The following is a 15,258-nucleotide window of genomic DNA, read 5'->3' on the forward strand; positions in this document are numbered from 1 at the left end:
CTTGCCTAACTATGAGCTAACCCCGGTATGCTGCCCCCGGTGCCACTCGCGCACCCGTCCGACCGCCGCGCCCCCGCGCGCCCGAACCAGGGAGGTCCGCCCTTGAGGCGCACCATCGACTGGACCCCGCCCGAAACCGCCGAGGGCGAGACCCGCCCGCCCTCCCAGTGGCGGCGCATCCTCGCGCTCTTCCGCCCCTACGCCGGCCGCCTGACGCTCGTCGGCCTGCTGGTCGCCGCCTCCGCCGTCGTCTCCGTCGCCTCGCCGTTCCTGATCAAGGCCGTCCTGGACACCGCCATCCCGCAGGGCCGCACCGGGCTGCTCAGCCTGCTCGCCCTCGGCATGGTCGCGGCGGCCGTGGTGAACAGTGTCTTCAACGTCCTCCAGACGCTGATCTCCACCACCGTCGGCCAGCGCGTCATGCACGACCTGCGCACCGCCGTCTACGGCCACCTCCAGCGCCAGTCGCTCGCCTTCTTCACCCGCACCCGCACCGGCGAGGTGCAGTCCCGCATCGCCAACGACATCGGCGGCATGCAGTCCACGGTGACCTCCACCGCGACGAGCCTGGTCTCCAACTTCACCGCCGTCGTCGCCTCGATCGTCGCCATGGTCGCCCTGGACTGGCGGCTGACGATCGTCTCCCTGCTGCTGCTCCCGATGTTCGTGTGGATCAGCCGCCGCGTCGGCCGCGAACGCAAGAAGATCACCGGCGAGCGCCAGAAGCAGCTCGCCGCGATGAGCTCCGCCGTCCAGGAGTCGCTCTCCGTCAGCGGCATCCTGCTGGGCCGCACCATGGGCCGCACCGACTCGCTGGCCCGGGAGTTCACCGCCCAGTCCGACCAGCTCGCCGACCTGGAGGTGCGCGCCAGCATGGCCGGGCGCTGGCGGATGAACACCATCCAGATCGTGATGGCCGCCATGCCCGCCGCGATCTACTGGGCCGCCGGGCTCACCGTCGCCGGGGGAGCGCCGATCGTCTCGGTCGGCACCCTGGTCGCCTTCGTCACCCTCCAGCAGGGCATGTTCCGCCCGACCGTGAGCCTGCTCTTCACCGGCGTGGAGGTGCAGACCTCCCTCGCCCTGTTCCAGCGGATCTTCGAGTACCTCGACCTGCCGGTGGACATCACCGAGCGGCCGGACCCCGTCACCCTCCCGGAGATCCGCGGCGACGTGCGCTTCGAGGCCGTCGACTTCCGCTACGACCCCGAGCAGCCGCGCCCCACCCTCGACGGCGTCGACCTCGCCGTCCCGGCGGGGACCTCACTGGCCGTGGTCGGCGAGACCGGCTCCGGCAAGACCACGCTCAGCCACCTGGTGCCCCGCCTCTACGACGTCACCGGCGGCCGCGTCACCATCGACGGCGTGGACGTGCGCGAGCTCTCCTTCGAGACCCTGGCCCGCGCGGTCGGCGTCGTCTCCCAGGAGACGTACCTCTTCCACGCCTCCGTCGCCGAGAACCTGCGCTTCGCCAAACCCGACGCCTCGGACGCCGAACTCGTCGAGGCCGCCCGGGCCGCGCAGATCCACGACACCATCGACGCCCTCCCGGAGGGCTACGACACCCTCGTCGGCGAACGCGGCTACCGCTTCTCCGGCGGCGAGAAGCAGCGCCTCGCCCTCGCCCGGACCATCCTGCGCAACCCGCCCGTCCTCATCCTCGACGAGGCCACCAGCGCCCTGGACAACCGCACCGAACGCGCCGTCCAGCAGGCCGTCGACACCCTCGCCGCCGGCCGGACCACCATCACCATCGCGCACCGGCTCTCCACCGTCCGCGCCGCCGACCAGATAGCCGTGCTCGACCACGGACAGGTCGCCGAACTGGGCACCCACGAGGAGCTGGTGGCCCTCGACGGCCGGTACGCGGCGCTGCTGCGCCGTGAAGTCCCGGACACCGCCGGGGTGCTGGGCCACGCGTGAGCCGGCGACGCGCAGGCTCGTGACGCGCGTGCTGTGACGCTTGAGCCGGCTACGCGGCCTTCGGCACCTCGTTGTAGCGCTCCGCGATCTCCTGGCCCGAGAGCCGCTGGATCGCCGCCATCACCTCGTCCGTCACCTGACGGCGCGCCTTGAGCGAACGGGCCTGCCCGTGCAGCTCGTCGAAGTGCAGCGGCTCCCCGAAGCGCACCGTCACCTTCTTCAGACGCGGCACCCGCTTGCCGATCGGCAGGATCTCCTCCGGGCCCTCCAGCGCCACCGGCACCACCGGCACGCCCGCCGTCAGCGCCAGCCAGGCCACGCCCGTCTTGCCCCGGTACAGCCGCCCGTCCAGGGAACGGGTGCCCTCCGGGTAGATACCGAACGCCTTGCCGGCCTCCAGGATCTCGAGCGCCGACTCCAGCGAAGCCTGCGCCGAGCGGTACGTGCCGCGCTCGACCGGTACCGCGCCGATCGCCTCGAAGAAGCCCTTGGAGACCTTGCCCTTGAGCCCGGGCGCCTTCCAGTACTCGGCCTTGGCGAGGAAGTGGACGCGACGCGGGGCGGTCAGCGGGATCACCACGCTGTCGATGAAGGACAGGTGGTTGCTCGCCAGGATCACCCCGCCCTTGCTCGGCACGTTCTCGGCACCCTCGATGACCGGGCGCCAGATCCCGCGCGCGACGGGCTTCAGCAGCAGCCTGGTGACGAGGTCGAGCATGGGTTTCCCTCCCTGGACGAACGATCGCCCGGGAGGTGCCCGGGCCCGCGATCAGATCCGCAGACTACGGCACCCACCCCCGCGCCCGTCCACTCCCGGAGACCGTGGCGATCACCACGGCGGGTAGGGTACGGCCGTCCGAACCGAGCACGACCCAGCAGTACCCCAGGAGGGCACCATGCAGAGCACCGAGGAGATCAAGGCGCTGTTCGACCGTTTCGACCAGAACGGCGACGGCAAGATCACCCCGGCCGAGTACGCGCTCGCCGCCAACGAGATGGGCGACCACACCGTGACGCTCTCGATGGCGGAGGCGCTGATCCACACGATGGACACCCGGCACCAGGGCTTCCTCGACTTCGAGGAGTTCCTGGCCGCCCGCCGCGGCTGATCCGCGCGGGGAACGGGGCCGGTCCGCCGCACCCGCGGCGCCGGCCCCGTCCGCGTGAGGGGCCGCGTCAGTCGTGCACCGGGAACACCCGGCGCACCACCCGCTCCGCCGCCCCGCCGTCGTCCCAGACGCAGAACTTCGCGCGGAACCGTTCCCGCGCCCCCGGCTCCGGGTCCCCCGCCAGCAGTGCCTCCGCCAGCGCCTGCGCGTCCTGCGTGACCGCGCCCGGCGGCTCGGCGAACAGGTCGAAGTAGACGCCGCGTTCGCGCCGGTACTCCTCCCAGTCCGGGGCGAAGATCACCACCGGCCGGTCCAGCACCGCGAAGTCGAACATCATCGACGAATAGTCCGTCACCAGCACGTCTGCCGCGAGGTAGAGGTCCTCCACCGCCGGGTGCGCCGACACGTCCAGGATCCGCGCCGCCTCCGAACCCGCCGTCAGGTCGCCCGGCCCGCCGGTGTGGAAGTAGTGGGTGCGCACCAGCAGCGTGTAGTGCGGCCCCAGCGCGCGCGCCAGCTCCGCCACGTCGAGCAGCGGCACGTAACCGCCGCGCCCGCTGCGGTGGGTGGGCGCGTACAGCACCGCCGTGGTGCCGGGGCGCAGCCCGAGCCGCTCGCGCATCGCCCGCACCTCCTCCCGGTCGGCGTTCGCCAGCCGGTCGTTGCGCGGGTACCCGGTGTCCAGCATCTCGTACGAGCCGGGGAACGCCCGCGAGAAGTGCTCGGTGGTGTGCGGGTTGGGGGAGACGAGGAAGTCCCAGCGGTCCACGGCCTCCTGGAGCCGGTCGAAGTCCAGGCCCTCCTCGGCGGCCGCCGGATGGTCGCGCAGGTCCATGCCCATCGCCTTCAGCGGCGTGCCGTGCTGCGTCTGGACGTGTACCGTGCCCGGCCGCTTGGTCATCGTCCGGGGGAAGTTGACGTTGTTGACGAAGAACTTGGCCGTCGCCATCGCCTTGAAGTAGGCGGGGGTGTTGACGAACACGTACGGCACGTCCGGCGGCATGGTGGCGGCCTGGGCGCGGTTCTCCACCACCCACACCCCCCTTATCCGGGGGCTGAGTTCGCGCGCCTTCTCGTAGATCGCCGCCGGGCTGCAGGCGTATCCCCGGTGCCAGTAGGCGGCGTAGACGGCGAGGTTCTCGTCCAGCGGCAGCCGGCGGAACGCGTTGTACGCCGTGAAGCGGGCGCCGCTGCGCACCCCCTTCCTCACGGCGGGCGCCACCGCCCGCGCCCCGCGCTTGAGGTCGCGCGGCAGCCGGCCGGTGCGGCGCAGCTCCGCGTAGGCGATCCGGGCGCCGCGCGCCGCCAGCCGGTACCGCACGCCGCGCACCCCGCCGGGGAAGCGGTAACCGGAGGGGCGGTGGCGGGCGAAGTGCTCGGCGACGGAGCGGAAGTAGTCCTTGCGCCGGTCGGCGGGCAGCAGGCCGGGGGTGTCGTAGACGTTGAGGGCCTGCTGGACGGTCCGGTCGAAGACCATCGTGCGCAGCGTGTCCGGGACGGGCCGACCGGGGCGGTCCGGGCGGTCGAGGAAGGCGAAGATCGCGTCGTACTGGGCGAACACCCCGGCGTGCTTGGGGGAGGCGGTCGCGGTGATCGCGCCGGCCCGGCCGCGCCGGTAGTGGTAGCAGGGGCGGTCCAGGTAGCGCAGCCGCTCGGCGGCCAGCAGCGCCGGGTAGGTGACGGAGATGTCCTCGTAGTACCCGCGGCCGAAGGAGACGCCCAGGCCCTCCAGGTAGGCGCGGCGGAAGACCTTGTTCCAGACCGACATCACGGTGCGCAGCAGCGGCGGGTGCTCGGCGAGGGTGCAGCCCTCGACGAGGGGGGAGCCGGTGAGCACGTGGCGCCAGGGGTTGGGCTCGGTCCCGCCGTCGGGGTAGACGTGGGTGAAGTCGGTGATCAGCACGTCGGCCGGGGTCTCGCGGCGGCGCTCCTGCTCCAGCTCGTCCAGCAGCACGCTCACCGTGCGCTCGGGCACCCAGTCGTCGCTGTCGACGAACCAGACGTACGTGCCGCGCAGGTGCGGCAGGGCGGCGGTGCGGGCGCCGCCGAGGCCCTGGTTCTCGTCGAGGTGCAGGACGCGCAGCCGGTGGTCTCGGGCGGCGTACGAGTCCAGGATCGCGCCGCAGCCGTCCGGGGAGACGTCGTCGACCGCGATCACCTCGAAGCGGGTCTCGCCGGCGGGGGTGTCGGCGAGGAGCGAGTCGAGGCACTGCGGAAGGAAGCGTTCCACGCCGTGGACGGGGAGCACGATGCTGAGGAGGAGGGGGGACACGCCGACCGAGTCTACCGATCCACACGGTGCCACCTGCGCGGACGTTCGGCGGCCCGGTACCAGGGCTGCGCCGGGGCCGCGCCGGACGGTGGGGTGGGCGGTGGGGCGGGTGGTGGGGCGGAACCGCCGGTGCCGCGCCCCGGGAAGGGGGTGGCACCGGCGGTGGGGTGGCGGCCGGACCGACCCTCACGGCCGGCCGCCGTTCCGGGCACCCGACGAGACCGGCCGCCGCAGCGTCGAGGCGGCCTGGCAGTGGCTCGGGGGAGCCGGAGTCCTGCATCGAGCCCTTCACGACTCGAACATGCGTCCGGCACGATGACAGCGCCTACGCATTGAAAGAGATATTGCTTGTCGGCATCGCGGGAGTCAATCCCTCGTTTGTGTTCACTTCATGAAGGCTTGTGCCGAGGGGTCGGGCACTACTTCCGTAGTGGCACTACTGCAGTAGTGCCACTACGGAAGTAGTGCCGCCCGGCGCCCCGACAGCCGTGGACGATCACTTTGTCGACGTGGCGCCTGTCCCCTATATGGGCAAGCCGACGAGGGGGCGCGTCGACACCGCGATCCGTGCGCCCGCCCGCGCTCCCGGGCACCGGTGACAGACGGCTGGTCGTGCACCATCATTGATGCCTAGTCGTGACCGGCCGGAGTGCCCCTGGTGCATCGTCAGTTGACGCCGCACGATACGGTGAGCACCACACCATGGACGGTTGCGCGAAGTCGGTCCGTCACGGATAGTCTTCGCCTCACGGCCCTGGCGCCTCGTAGGGGTGGGAAACAGATGGAACACATGCAAGTGCGGACTCGGCCCCGTGTGCCGGCGATCCAGTGCGGCGTCGGCACGACCGGCCGCCGGATCGACCGACACCTGGCCGTGCTCGGCGCCCCCGCGCTCTCGACGGTCGACACCGCCGAGGCGCTCGGGCTCATAAGGGAACTCACCCCGCGCGGCCCGGCCGCCGCGGACGCGCCGCCGGCCCGCCGCCTCCAGATGCGGGTCAAGCTGATGGCGCCCCTGCGCCGCCTGAAGCGGAGCCTGTTCGGCGGACGCGGCTAACAGCCGCAGCCGTACCGGGGGGAGAGCGTACGACGACCCGATGGACCACCAGGTCCATCGGGTCGTCGCTCTGCCCGGGCCCGTTCGGCTCGCCCTGTCCGTCCGGTCCGTGAGCCGGTCCGTGAGCCGGTCTGCGAGCCTGTCTGTGAGGATGGCGCCATGGCGGACAACAACCACTCCACCCGATTCCAGACCGACACCTTCGAGATCACCACCGGCAGCCGCGAGGTCGCGCTCGACATCACCGGCCGCTGCGCCGAGTTCCTCGACGAACGGGCCGCCGGGCGCGACGGCCTGCTCAACGTCTTCGTCCCGCACGCCACCGCCGGGATCGCCGTCCTGGAAACCGGCTCCGGCAGCGACGACGACCTCCTCGCCACCCTGCGGGACCTGCTCCCCGCCGACGACCGCTGGCGCCACCGCCACGGCAGCCCCGGCCACGGCCGTGACCACGTGCTGCCCGGCCTCGTCGCCCCGCACGCCACCCTGCCGGTGATCGGCGGCCGGATGGCGCTGGGCATCTGGCAGTCCGTGGTGCTCGTCGACACCAACGGCGACAACCCGCGCCGGACGGTCCGGCTGTCCTTCCTCGGCTGATCCCCGGCCGGTCCTCAGCTCCGTACGTGGGCGGCGACGGCGGCGAGGTAGCGCTCGATCGCCAGGTACTGGCACAGCAGTGCCACCGGGCGCCCCAGCCGGGCGTACCGGGCGGCCAGCCGGGAGAACGCGGCGACCTCGAACCACACCTCGCCGTCGGCGTCCGTCGACACCAGGAACGACTCCTCCCCGCACTCCGGGTGCCCGGGCAGGGTCCCGTACGCGAAGCCGATCCGGTCCGGCCGCTCCAGCGTCCACGCCACCCGGCAGGGGATCACCAGGCGCGGCCAACGGCTGCCGGGCAGGGCGAGGCGCAGCAGCACCGTCGCGCCCTCCCGGGCCGGCCCGTACGGGAACACCGCGAAGCCCGTCCCCAGTTGCGCGCCCCAGCCGAGCACGTACCGCCCGGCCCGCTCCAGCACCTCGGGCCCGCGCCCCAGGTGCACCCGCCGCCGCAGGTGCGCGTACCCGCGCGGCAGCGGCCCGCCGAGGGTGGCCCCCACCTCGGGGTAGCTGGGGGCGGTGGCGCGGGCGGCCGCGAGGCGGCGGTGCAGGGCGCTCTCCAGGTGCAGGGTGCTCTCCATGCGGGGCACGCTATACGGCCGCCCGACCAGCGGGAACGTCGAGGTCGATGGCGTTCTTCGCCCGCTCCACCGACTCCTCGGAGGCCGGGCCGCCCTGGTTCTCGGTGGCCAGGGCCTGGTTGAGCCGGACGAACGGGCGCAGCCGCTCCTCGTACGCGGCGAAGGCCGCGCGGTGGTCGCCGCCGCAGCTGGCCAGGGCGTCGGCGAGGACGTGGGCGCCGACCAGGGCGAGGCTGGTGCCCTGGCCGGACATCGGGGAGGCGCAGTAGCCCGCGTCGCCGAGCAGGACGGTGCGGCCGCGCGACCAGTGCTCCAGGTGGATCTGGGTCATCGCGTCGCAGTACAGGTCCTCCGCCCGGTCCAGGGCGTCGAGCAGGCGCTCGCGCTCCCAGCGCAGGTCGGCCCTCATCCGGTCGGCGACCAGCGCCCTGCGGGCCTCGGCGCCGCGCCGCCCGTCCGGCAGCGGCTCGCCCCCGAAGCCGACGGCGACGCGCAGTTCGGTGTTGCCGCGCACGGGGTAGGCGCCGAGGCCGAACTCGCCGTCGCGCATCCACACCTGCCAGTCCTCCAGGCCGAGGAAGTTGTCCGCGCCGAACACCGCGAGGTGCAGGCCCAGGTGGGTGGCGAACTCCTCCTCGGGCCCGAAGGCCAGCCGGCGCACGGCGGAGTGCAGGCCGTCCGCGCCGACGACCAGGTCGAAGCGGCGTTCGGCGGCGTGCCCGAAGCCGGCCAGGACGCCGCCGCCCGGGTGCCCGGGGCGCCCGGAGGACTCGTCGAGCGCGGTGAGCGAGTCCCCGAAGAGGAACTCGGCGCCGTCCGCGGCCGCCCGGGCGTGCAGGACGCGCACCAGGTCGTCGCGCAGCAGCTCGACGTCCCCGCTGTCGAGCCGTCCGGCGCTGAAGCTGCTCTCGGTGCTGCGGTGGACCTCCTTGCCGTCCCCGTCGAGGACGGACATGCCCCGCATCCGGGTGCGGTGCTCGCGGACGGCCTCCAGCACCCCGAGCCGCCCGACCACCTCCAGGGCGACGCCCCGCACGTCGACGGCCTGCCCGCCGCCGCGCAGGCCCGGGGCGCGCTCCACGACGGTGGGCGCGAAGCCGCGGCGGGCGAGCAGGGCGGCGAGCGCGCAGCCGGCGACGCCTGCGCCGGAGATGAGGACGGACTTCACGGGGACCCCCTGGTCGATCGGACGCGCCCGGTCGGCGCGCCCTCGTACGCTGTACGCGATCTGAATGTACGGCGTACGCGCAGGGCGTCCAACCGGCCCCAAGGGCTGCTGAACTAGCACAGGGAGGCCCCGACGGGAGAGTCGCGCTGGTAGCTTCTGCACTAGGACAGCCAGGTCGGCCGCCGGGCTGAGACCGAGGTCACACCCCCGAGGAGCTCGCCCATGACGGAGCAGCCGCCGCCCTACCGGCGGATCGCCGACGAGATCGCCCGCCGCATCACCGAGGGCGCCCTCGCGCCCGGCGAGCGGGTGCCCTCGACGCGCCGGATCGCCCGGGAGTGGAACGTCGCGCTCGCCACGGCCACCAAGGTGCTCACCGCGCTGCGCCTGGAGGGGCTGGTGGAGACCCGCCCCCGGGTGGGCACCGTCGTGGCCGCCTCCCGGGCGAAACGCCCGGTCCCCGCGACACCCGGGCCCGCGGCGCCCCCGGAGGGCGGGGAGCTGACGAGGGAGCGGGTCGTTCGGGCCGCGACGGAGATCGCGGACGGGGAGGGGCTGGCCGCGCTGTCCATGCGCAGCGTCGCGGCCCGGCTCGGCGTCGCCGCGATGTCGCCTTATCGCCACGTGGCGGGCAAGGACGACCTGGTCCTGCTGATGGCCGACGCCGCCTTCGCCGAGGAGCGCTACCCGGCCCAGCCGCCGCCCGGCTGGCGCGAACGGCTGGAAATCGGCGCGCACAGCCTCTGGCGGACCTACCGGCGCCACCCCTGGCTCTCCCAGGTCGGGGCGCTCACCCGCCCGCTGATGCTGCCCGCCCTGCTCGACCACGCGGAGTGGGCGCTCGGCGCCCTGGACGGCCACGGCCTCGACCCGAGGACCGTCCTCGACCTGCACGTCCTGCTCTACAGCTACGTCCAGGGCCTGGCCGTGCACCTCGAGCGCGAGGCGCAGGCGGCGGCCGGCAGCGGTCTGACGGAGGACCAGTGGATGGACCGGCAGGGCCCGGCCCTGGCGGCGATCGTCGAGGGCGACCGGCACCCGGTGTTCGGCAGGATCGCCCGCAGCCTCGGCGAGGACGGCTACGACCTCGACCTGGACGCGCTGTTCGCCTTCGGTCTGGGGCCGCTGCTGGACGGGATCGGGGCGATGATCGCGGCCGCCCCGGGCGGCTTGCCGACCGGGGCGGGCGGGGAGTAGGAAGGCGGCATGAGCGAGGAGTACGCGAACGAGGAGCGCACGAACGAGGACGCCACGGCGCTGTGCGACCTGGCCCCCGTGGACGCCGAGGCGGGGCTGCGCCCGGACCCGGCGGCCACCGGCGCCGAGGGCCCGCGCGCGGACTGCGTGCTGTGCGGGGAGCCGACCGAGTGGCCCGCCGACCGGCCGGGCGCCGCGCTGTGCCCGGTCTGCACCTGGCAGCAGGCACAGCGCGGCGCGTGCTCCGGCTGAGCGAACAGCTCCGGCCGACCGAAGGGCTAAGGCCGACCGAGGAGCTCCGGCCGGCCGAAGTGCCCGGGCCGACCGAAGGGCTAAGGCCGACCGAAGGGCCCCGGCGCGGCCCTCAGCGCCCGCTGCCCGCGTAGACCACGGCCTCCGCCGCGTCGCTGTCCAGGCCGAAGGCGGTGTGCACGGCGCGCACGGCCTCGGCGATGCGCTCGGACCCGGTGACCACGGAGATCCGCGCCTCGGAGGTCGCGATGGCCTCGATGTCGGCGCCGCAGGCGTCCAGCGCGGCGAACAGGGCCGTGGTGACCCAGGCGTTGGAGCGCAGTCCCGCGCCGACCAGGGAGATCTTGGCGGTCTCCTTGTCGTGGTGCACCGCCTCGAAGCCCACCTCCTCCCGGAGCGAGGCCAGGATGTCCAGGGCCCGGGCGAGGGCGGCCCGGGGCAGGCTGAAGGCGATGTCGACCGGGCCGAGTGGGGAGGTGGAGCCCGCCCGTGCCGACATGTCGACGGTGATCTCCGCGTCCGCGAGGGCGCGGAAGATCCGGGCCGTGGCGCCGGGCCGGTCCGGGACGCCGACCACGGTGATCCGGGCCCCGGTGGTGTCGTGGGCGACGCCGGTGATGATCGCCCGCTCCTTCTCCCCGCCCGCCGGGCGCTCCCGCCCGGCGCCGCCGACGATCGTCCCGGGCAGGCCGGAGAAGGAGGAGCGGACATGGATCGGGATGCCGTGGCGCCGGGCGTACTCCACGCAGCGGTCGAGCAGCACCCGGGAGCCGGAGGAGGCCAGCTCCCGCATGTCCTCGAAGCCGATCCGCTCGATCTTGCGGGCCTTGGCGACGATGCGCGGATCGGCGGTGAACACGCCGTCCACGTCGGTGTAGATCTCGCAGACCTCCGCGCCCAGCGCGGCGGCGAGCGCCACGGCGGTGGTGTCGGAGCCGCCGCGCCCCAGGGTGGTGATGTCGCGGCTGGTCCGCGAGACGCCCTGGAAGCCGGCGACGATGGCGACGCTGCCCTCGTCCAGGGCGGCGCGCACCCGGTCGGGCGTCACGTCGAGGATGCGCGCCCGGTTGTGGGCGGCGTCGGTGATGACACCGGCCTGACTGCCGGTGAAGGACTGGGCGTCGGCGCCGAGCGCCTCGATCGCCATGGCCAGCAGCGCCATGGAGATCCGTTCCCCGGCGGTCAGCAGCATGTCCAGCTCGCGGCCCGAGGGGACGGGGGTCACCTGCTCCGCGAGTTCGATGAGGTCGTCCGTGGTGTCGCCCATCGCGGAGACCACGACGACGACCTCGTGGCCGGCGTTCCTGGTCTCCACGATGCGGCGGGCGACGCGCTTGATGCTCTCGGCGTCCGCCACGGACGACCCGCCGTACTTCTGCACGACGAGACCCATCTGGCTCCTCGATTCGGTTGACGGTGCTGGTGTGGTTGGGGGACTCAGCTGACGGTGCTGGTGCGGCCGGGGGCTCAGCGCCGCCCGGCGAGCAGCCGGAACAGCGCCGGGGTGACCAGCAGGCCGAGCAGCCCGCTGAGCACCCAGGGCCAGGTGGCGCCCAGCCCGTACGCGAAGACGCCGACGGCCGGGCCCAGCGACATGCCGGTGGACTGGCAGAAGCCGAGCACCGACTGGTAGCGGGCCACCGCCCCGGGCGGGGCGGCGGCGGTGGCCGCGGCGGCCGCGACCGGTGAGATGAGCATCTCCCCGGCCGTCCACAGCAGCACTCCGGCGACCAGCACGGGCCAGGTGACGCCGACCGCGTTGACGAGGTACCCGCCGAAGACGCAGACGGCGCCCAGGCAGATCGGCACCCGTACCGGCCAGCGCTGGATGACCACGGACAGCGGCACCTCGCAGGCGATCACCACGACCGCGTTGAGGGTCAGCAGGGCGCCGAACGCGCCGGTGCTGAACCCGCTGTCCTTCATGGCCAGCGGCAGCGGGCCGGTCTGCTGGGCGTAGACCAGGGAGATCAGGCCCAGCAGCACGCAGACGCCGACGAAGCGCGGATCGCCCAGCGGGCCCCGGCCGGCCTGTCCGGCTTCCTGCCCGGTTGCCTGCCCGGTTGCCTGACCGGCTTCCTGGCCGGTGGTCCGGTCGGTCGTCGGGTCGGCGGTCGGCTCGGGGGTTCCGCGCGGCGAGCCCCGGTCGGCGGGCAGGGCCAGGAGCAGCAGGCAGGAGGCCGCCGAGACGGCCGCGTTGCCGAGCAGCAGGGTGTCCATGTGCCCGGCCGCCCAGATGCCGCCGATCAGCGGGCCGACGGCGGCGCCCACGTTCAGGGCGAGCCGGTAGAGGGCGAACATCGTCACCCGGTGCTCGGCCGGGGCCGCCTCGCCGACCACCGCCTGGGCCACCGGCCCGTACGCCTGGACGGCCGCGGACAGCAGGCAGGCCAGCACCAGGGTGGAGGTGTAGCCGCGGAACTCGGCCAGCAGGGCCGAGAACGCCGCCGTGAGCAGGGTGAACAGCAGCAGGGAGCGCCGCCGCCCGATCCGGTCGGCGAGCAGCCCGGAGACCCCGGCGCCGGCCATGCCCGCGCCGGCCACCAGGGCCAGGCCCAGGGTGATCTGCCCGGCGTCGTAGCCCCGGTCGGCGAGCACCAGGGTCAGGAAGATCGCGAAGAAGCCGCCGACGCGGTTGAGGAAGACGCCGAGCGAGACGACGACGATCGGCCGGGGGATCTCGCCCGGCCGCGGGCGGCGGGCCGGGGAGGGCCCGGCCGCCCGCGGCCCGGCCGAGGCCGAAGGCTCCGCCGAGTCGAGCTCGGTCACGGGGTGCCGCCGATCGGCGCGCTGGAGATCGGGGTGCTCTCGAGCGAGACCAGGGCCCCGGCCGCGTCCAGGCGCTTGTTGCACTCCTCCTGGTCGGCGCCCTCGGCGACGGCGAAGGCGTACCGGGCGACGTAGTCCTTCGGCGGGCCGTACAGCTCGACGCCGGGGGAGACGACCTTGGCGAGCTGGAGGACCCCGTCACCGGGGGCGGGCTCGGCCAGGGTGATTCGCTCGACCCGGCAGTCCTCCTCGGGGCCGAAGAAGCGGATGCCGACGGTGCGCGACAGGCCCCCCGTGAAGTCGGGGCGGCGGTCGGTGATCACGTCGACCGCGACCAGGCCCGGGTCGATGCCGGTGGCGAGCTTGCCCAGGTACGGGATGAGGTCGCCGCCCAGGCGCCCGTTGACCTCCACGATCACCGGGCCGCGCGAGGTGAGCTTGACCTCGGTGTGGGTGGTGCCGTGGGTGATGCCCAGCGCCGTGTGGGCGTCCTGGAGCATCGCGATCAGCGCCTCGTCCTCCAGCAGCGGGTCCCCCGCGGTGACGGTGTGGCCGGTCTCGACGAAGTACGGCTCCCCGCCGACCTGCTTGCGGCCGACGAACATCGGCGTGTAGGCGCCGTCGAAGACCGCGCCGTCGATGGAGACCTCCGGGCCGTCCAGGTACTGCTCGACGATGTAGTCGTCCGGCACCTCGACGCCCGGGTAGGCGGCGGCCGTGGTGATCCCGAAGGCCCCGGCCATCTCGTCCGGGCCCGACACCTTGATCACGCCCAGGCTCGATCCCAGGTTGCGGGGCTTGAGGACGACCGGGTACTCCAGGTCGTCCGCCGCGCGCAGCGCCTCGCCCGGCGAGCGGACGGTGGTGAAGCGCGGCTGGGCGATGCCCGCCCGGGTCAGCAGCGCCCGGGTGGTCTTCTTGTCCCGGCAGGCCGTCACGGTGTCCACCGACATGCCGGGCACGCCGAGCGCGGCGGCCGCGTGCGAGGCGGCGAGCAGGGTGCCCTCGTCGGGGCAGAACATGCCGATCACCGGCCGCTGTTCGGCCAGGCGGCGGGCGGCCTCGGTGACGGCCTCGGGGTCGTAGCAGTTCAGGGCGTTCGCGCCGACGACGTACTCGCTCTGCCAGGTCGGCTCGTTCGAGTCGAACAGCCAGAGCTTGAAGCGCTGCGCCGCGGCCGAGAGCAGGTACTCGCGGTAGGGGCGGCTGTCGCGGTCCTTCTGGCTGCCGATGCCGATGACCAGCAGGACCGCGTCCTGGTCGGTCTCGCTGCTGACGGGCTGGGTGCTCACGGTGTTCTCGTCTTTCCTTCGGAACGGTTCATGGGTGGTAGGTCAACTGGCCTTCGCTGCCCTGGACTTGTACGGCAGGACGTGGTTCTGCAGCCAGTTGGCGTAGAGCAGCCGGCCGTGCGCGCCCCAGTTGCGGACGGGGACGGCCTTCGGGTCGTCGCCGGGGTAGTAGCCCGGCGGGACGTGCATCGGCAGGCCCTTGGCCACGTCGCGCTCGTACTGGGCGTGCAGCGTGAGGTGGTCGTACTCGGGGTGGCCGGAGCAGTAGAACTCGGTGCCGTCGCGCCGCCCGGACAGGTAGACCCCCGACTCGGGGGACTCGGCGAGGATCTCCAGCTCGGCGACGGCCGCGAGGTCGGCGCGCTCGGTGTCGGTGTAGCGCGACATCGGCACGTGGAAGCCCTGGTCGAAGCCGGCCAGCAGCGGCGCCAGCGGATCGGGCGTCGACTGCGGGAAGTTGCCGAACAGCTTGGCGCCGAGGTCGCGCTTGGGGATGCCGTGGCGGTGGTACAGCGCGGCCTGCGCGGCCCAGCAGATGTACATCGTGGACGTCACGTTGGTGCGCGCCCAGTCCATGACGCGGCGCAGCTCGTCCCAGTAGGTGACCTGCTCGAAGGGCAGGTGCTCGACCGGGGCGCCGGTGACCAGCATGGCGTCGAAGCGGCGGTCGGCCACCTCGGCGTGGGTGAGGTAGTGCTCGGCGAGGTAGCTCTCGGGCGTGCTCCTGGAGACGTGGTCGGCCGGGCGCAGCAGGGTCGGGCGTACGGGCAGCGGCGAGACGGAGAGCAGGCGCAGCAGCTGGGTCTCGGTGACGGGCTTGTCGGGCATGACGTTGAAGATCGCGACGTCCAGGACCTCGGCGCCGGCCGGGGCCTCGTCCAGGACGGGGATGTTCTCCTTGGCCAGCTGCTCCTTGGCCGGGATGGGCGTGGGCAGGATGAGGGGCATCGCGGTGGGCTCCTGTGGGAGGTGCGGGAGGTGCGGGAGGTGCGGGAGGTGCGGGGGAGGGGCGCGGGGCGGCCCGGGTCGGCTCCGGGG

The 15,258-nt window shown here is 73.5% G+C and carries 14 protein-coding genes; 6 read left to right on the top strand and 8 right to left on the bottom strand.

The genetic code is table 11. The features are described 5' to 3' along the window. The first annotated feature begins 27 nt into the window (after window positions 1-27). Window positions 28-1,923, top strand: coding sequence for an ABC transporter ATP-binding protein (locus tag IH61_RS0104450; RefSeq protein WP_078910822.1), 1,896 nt, complete (start codon window positions 28-30; stop codon window positions 1,921-1,923). Window positions 1,924-1,972: 49 nt separating this feature from the next. Here the strand turns inward: IH61_RS0104450 and IH61_RS0104455 are convergent, their stop codons facing one another. Continuing rightward, entirely contained in the window at window positions 1,973-2,641 is a 669-nt protein-coding gene (locus IH61_RS0104455) for a lysophospholipid acyltransferase family protein (RefSeq protein WP_031065191.1), read from the bottom strand. A gap of 178 nt (window positions 2,642-2,819) precedes the next feature. Here IH61_RS0104455 and IH61_RS0104460 point away from each other — a divergent pair, with 178 nt between their 5' ends. Next, window positions 2,820-3,032 (top strand): EF-hand domain-containing protein, encoded by a 213-nt coding sequence (locus IH61_RS0104460; protein ID WP_031065193.1) that lies wholly within the window; start codon window positions 2,820-2,822, stop codon window positions 3,030-3,032. 67 nt (window positions 3,033-3,099) lie between these two features. Here the strand turns inward: IH61_RS0104460 and IH61_RS0104465 are convergent, their stop codons facing one another. Further along, entirely contained in the window at window positions 3,100-5,304 is a 2,205-nt protein-coding gene (locus IH61_RS0104465; RefSeq protein WP_031065195.1) for a bifunctional glycosyltransferase/CDP-glycerol:glycerophosphate glycerophosphotransferase, read from the bottom strand. Window positions 5,305-6,085: 781 nt separating this feature from the next. On the opposite strand from IH61_RS0104465, the gene IH61_RS0104470 reads away from it, so the two are divergent. After that, window positions 6,086-6,361: a hypothetical protein gene (locus tag IH61_RS0104470; protein ID WP_031065198.1), complete on the top strand. Its 276-nt coding sequence runs from the start codon at window positions 6,086-6,088 to the stop codon at window positions 6,359-6,361. Window positions 6,362-6,520: 159 nt separating this feature from the next. After that, window positions 6,521-6,958 carry a YjbQ family protein gene (locus tag IH61_RS0104475; RefSeq protein ID WP_031065200.1) on the top strand — a complete coding sequence of 146 codons (438 nt, stop codon included), beginning with the start codon at window positions 6,521-6,523 and terminating at the stop codon, window positions 6,956-6,958. A 14-nt stretch (window positions 6,959-6,972) separates the two neighbouring features. On the opposite strand, the gene IH61_RS0104480 is transcribed toward IH61_RS0104475, so the two are convergent. Beyond that, the gene (locus IH61_RS0104480; RefSeq protein ID WP_078910831.1) at window positions 6,973-7,542 is read right to left on the bottom strand and encodes a DUF1990 family protein; all 570 of its coding nucleotides are present in this window, start codon (window positions 7,540-7,542) and stop codon (window positions 6,973-6,975) included. Between the two features lie 10 nt (window positions 7,543-7,552). Then, window positions 7,553-8,710, bottom strand: coding sequence for an FAD-dependent monooxygenase (locus tag IH61_RS0104485; protein WP_031065206.1), 1,158 nt, complete (start codon window positions 8,708-8,710; stop codon window positions 7,553-7,555). 222 nt (window positions 8,711-8,932) lie between these two features. On the opposite strand from IH61_RS0104485, the gene IH61_RS0104490 reads away from it, so the two are divergent. After that, complete coding sequence (locus tag IH61_RS0104490; RefSeq protein WP_051836218.1) at window positions 8,933-9,907, top strand: TetR/AcrR family transcriptional regulator C-terminal domain-containing protein; 975 nt, start codon at window positions 8,933-8,935, stop codon at window positions 9,905-9,907. Window positions 9,908-9,916: 9 nt separating this feature from the next. Further along, complete coding sequence (locus IH61_RS40360; protein ID WP_037971582.1) at window positions 9,917-10,159, top strand: hypothetical protein; 243 nt, start codon at window positions 9,917-9,919, stop codon at window positions 10,157-10,159. A 112-nt stretch (window positions 10,160-10,271) separates the two neighbouring features. Here IH61_RS40360 and IH61_RS0104500 read toward each other — a convergent pair whose 3' ends face one another. From IH61_RS0104500 to IH61_RS0104515, 4 genes are all read right to left on the bottom strand, one after another. Continuing rightward, the gene (locus tag IH61_RS0104500) at window positions 10,272-11,552 is read right to left on the bottom strand and encodes an aspartate kinase (RefSeq protein WP_031065211.1); all 1,281 of its coding nucleotides are present in this window, start codon (window positions 11,550-11,552) and stop codon (window positions 10,272-10,274) included. A 74-nt stretch (window positions 11,553-11,626) separates the two neighbouring features. After that, window positions 11,627-12,928 (bottom strand): MFS transporter, encoded by a 1,302-nt coding sequence (locus tag IH61_RS42525; RefSeq protein WP_031065216.1) that lies wholly within the window; start codon window positions 12,926-12,928, stop codon window positions 11,627-11,629. Further along, on the bottom strand, window positions 12,925-14,220 hold the full coding sequence (locus IH61_RS0104510; RefSeq protein ID WP_031065220.1) for an ATP-grasp domain-containing protein: 1,296 nt from the start codon (window positions 14,218-14,220) through the stop codon (window positions 12,925-12,927). Before IH61_RS0104510 ends, IH61_RS42525 begins: the two co-directional genes overlap by 4 nt. 42 nt (window positions 14,221-14,262) lie before the next feature. After that, window positions 14,263-15,258: homoserine O-succinyltransferase (locus tag IH61_RS0104515; RefSeq protein WP_234327019.1), on the bottom strand; the 996-nt coding region annotated here is incomplete at its 5' end.

Origin of the sequence: Streptomyces sp. NRRL WC-3742, from assembly GCF_000720635.1 — a bacterium.
Taxonomy (GTDB): domain Bacteria; phylum Actinomycetota; class Actinomycetes; order Streptomycetales; family Streptomycetaceae; genus Kitasatospora.

Coding starts and splice junctions, on each gene's coding strand:
- IH61_RS0104460 (WP_031065193.1), top strand. CDS start 2,820: ATGCAGAGCACCGAGGAGATCAAGGCGCTGTTCGACCGTTTCGACCAG.
- IH61_RS0104490 (WP_051836218.1), top strand. CDS start 8,933: ATGACGGAGCAGCCGCCGCCCTACCGGCGGATCGCCGACGAGATCGCC.
- IH61_RS0104470 (WP_031065198.1), top strand. CDS start 6,086: ATGGAACACATGCAAGTGCGGACTCGGCCCCGTGTGCCGGCGATCCAG.
- IH61_RS0104450 (WP_078910822.1), top strand. CDS start 28: ATGCTGCCCCCGGTGCCACTCGCGCACCCGTCCGACCGCCGCGCCCCC.
- IH61_RS0104480 (WP_078910831.1), bottom strand. CDS start 7,542: ATGGAGAGCACCCTGCACCTGGAGAGCGCCCTGCACCGCCGCCTCGCG.
- IH61_RS40360 (WP_037971582.1), top strand. CDS start 9,917: ATGAGCGAGGAGTACGCGAACGAGGAGCGCACGAACGAGGACGCCACG.
- IH61_RS0104475 (WP_031065200.1), top strand. CDS start 6,521: ATGGCGGACAACAACCACTCCACCCGATTCCAGACCGACACCTTCGAG.
- IH61_RS0104455 (WP_031065191.1), bottom strand. CDS start 2,641: ATGCTCGACCTCGTCACCAGGCTGCTGCTGAAGCCCGTCGCGCGCGGG.
- IH61_RS0104500 (WP_031065211.1), bottom strand. CDS start 11,552: ATGGGTCTCGTCGTGCAGAAGTACGGCGGGTCGTCCGTGGCGGACGCC.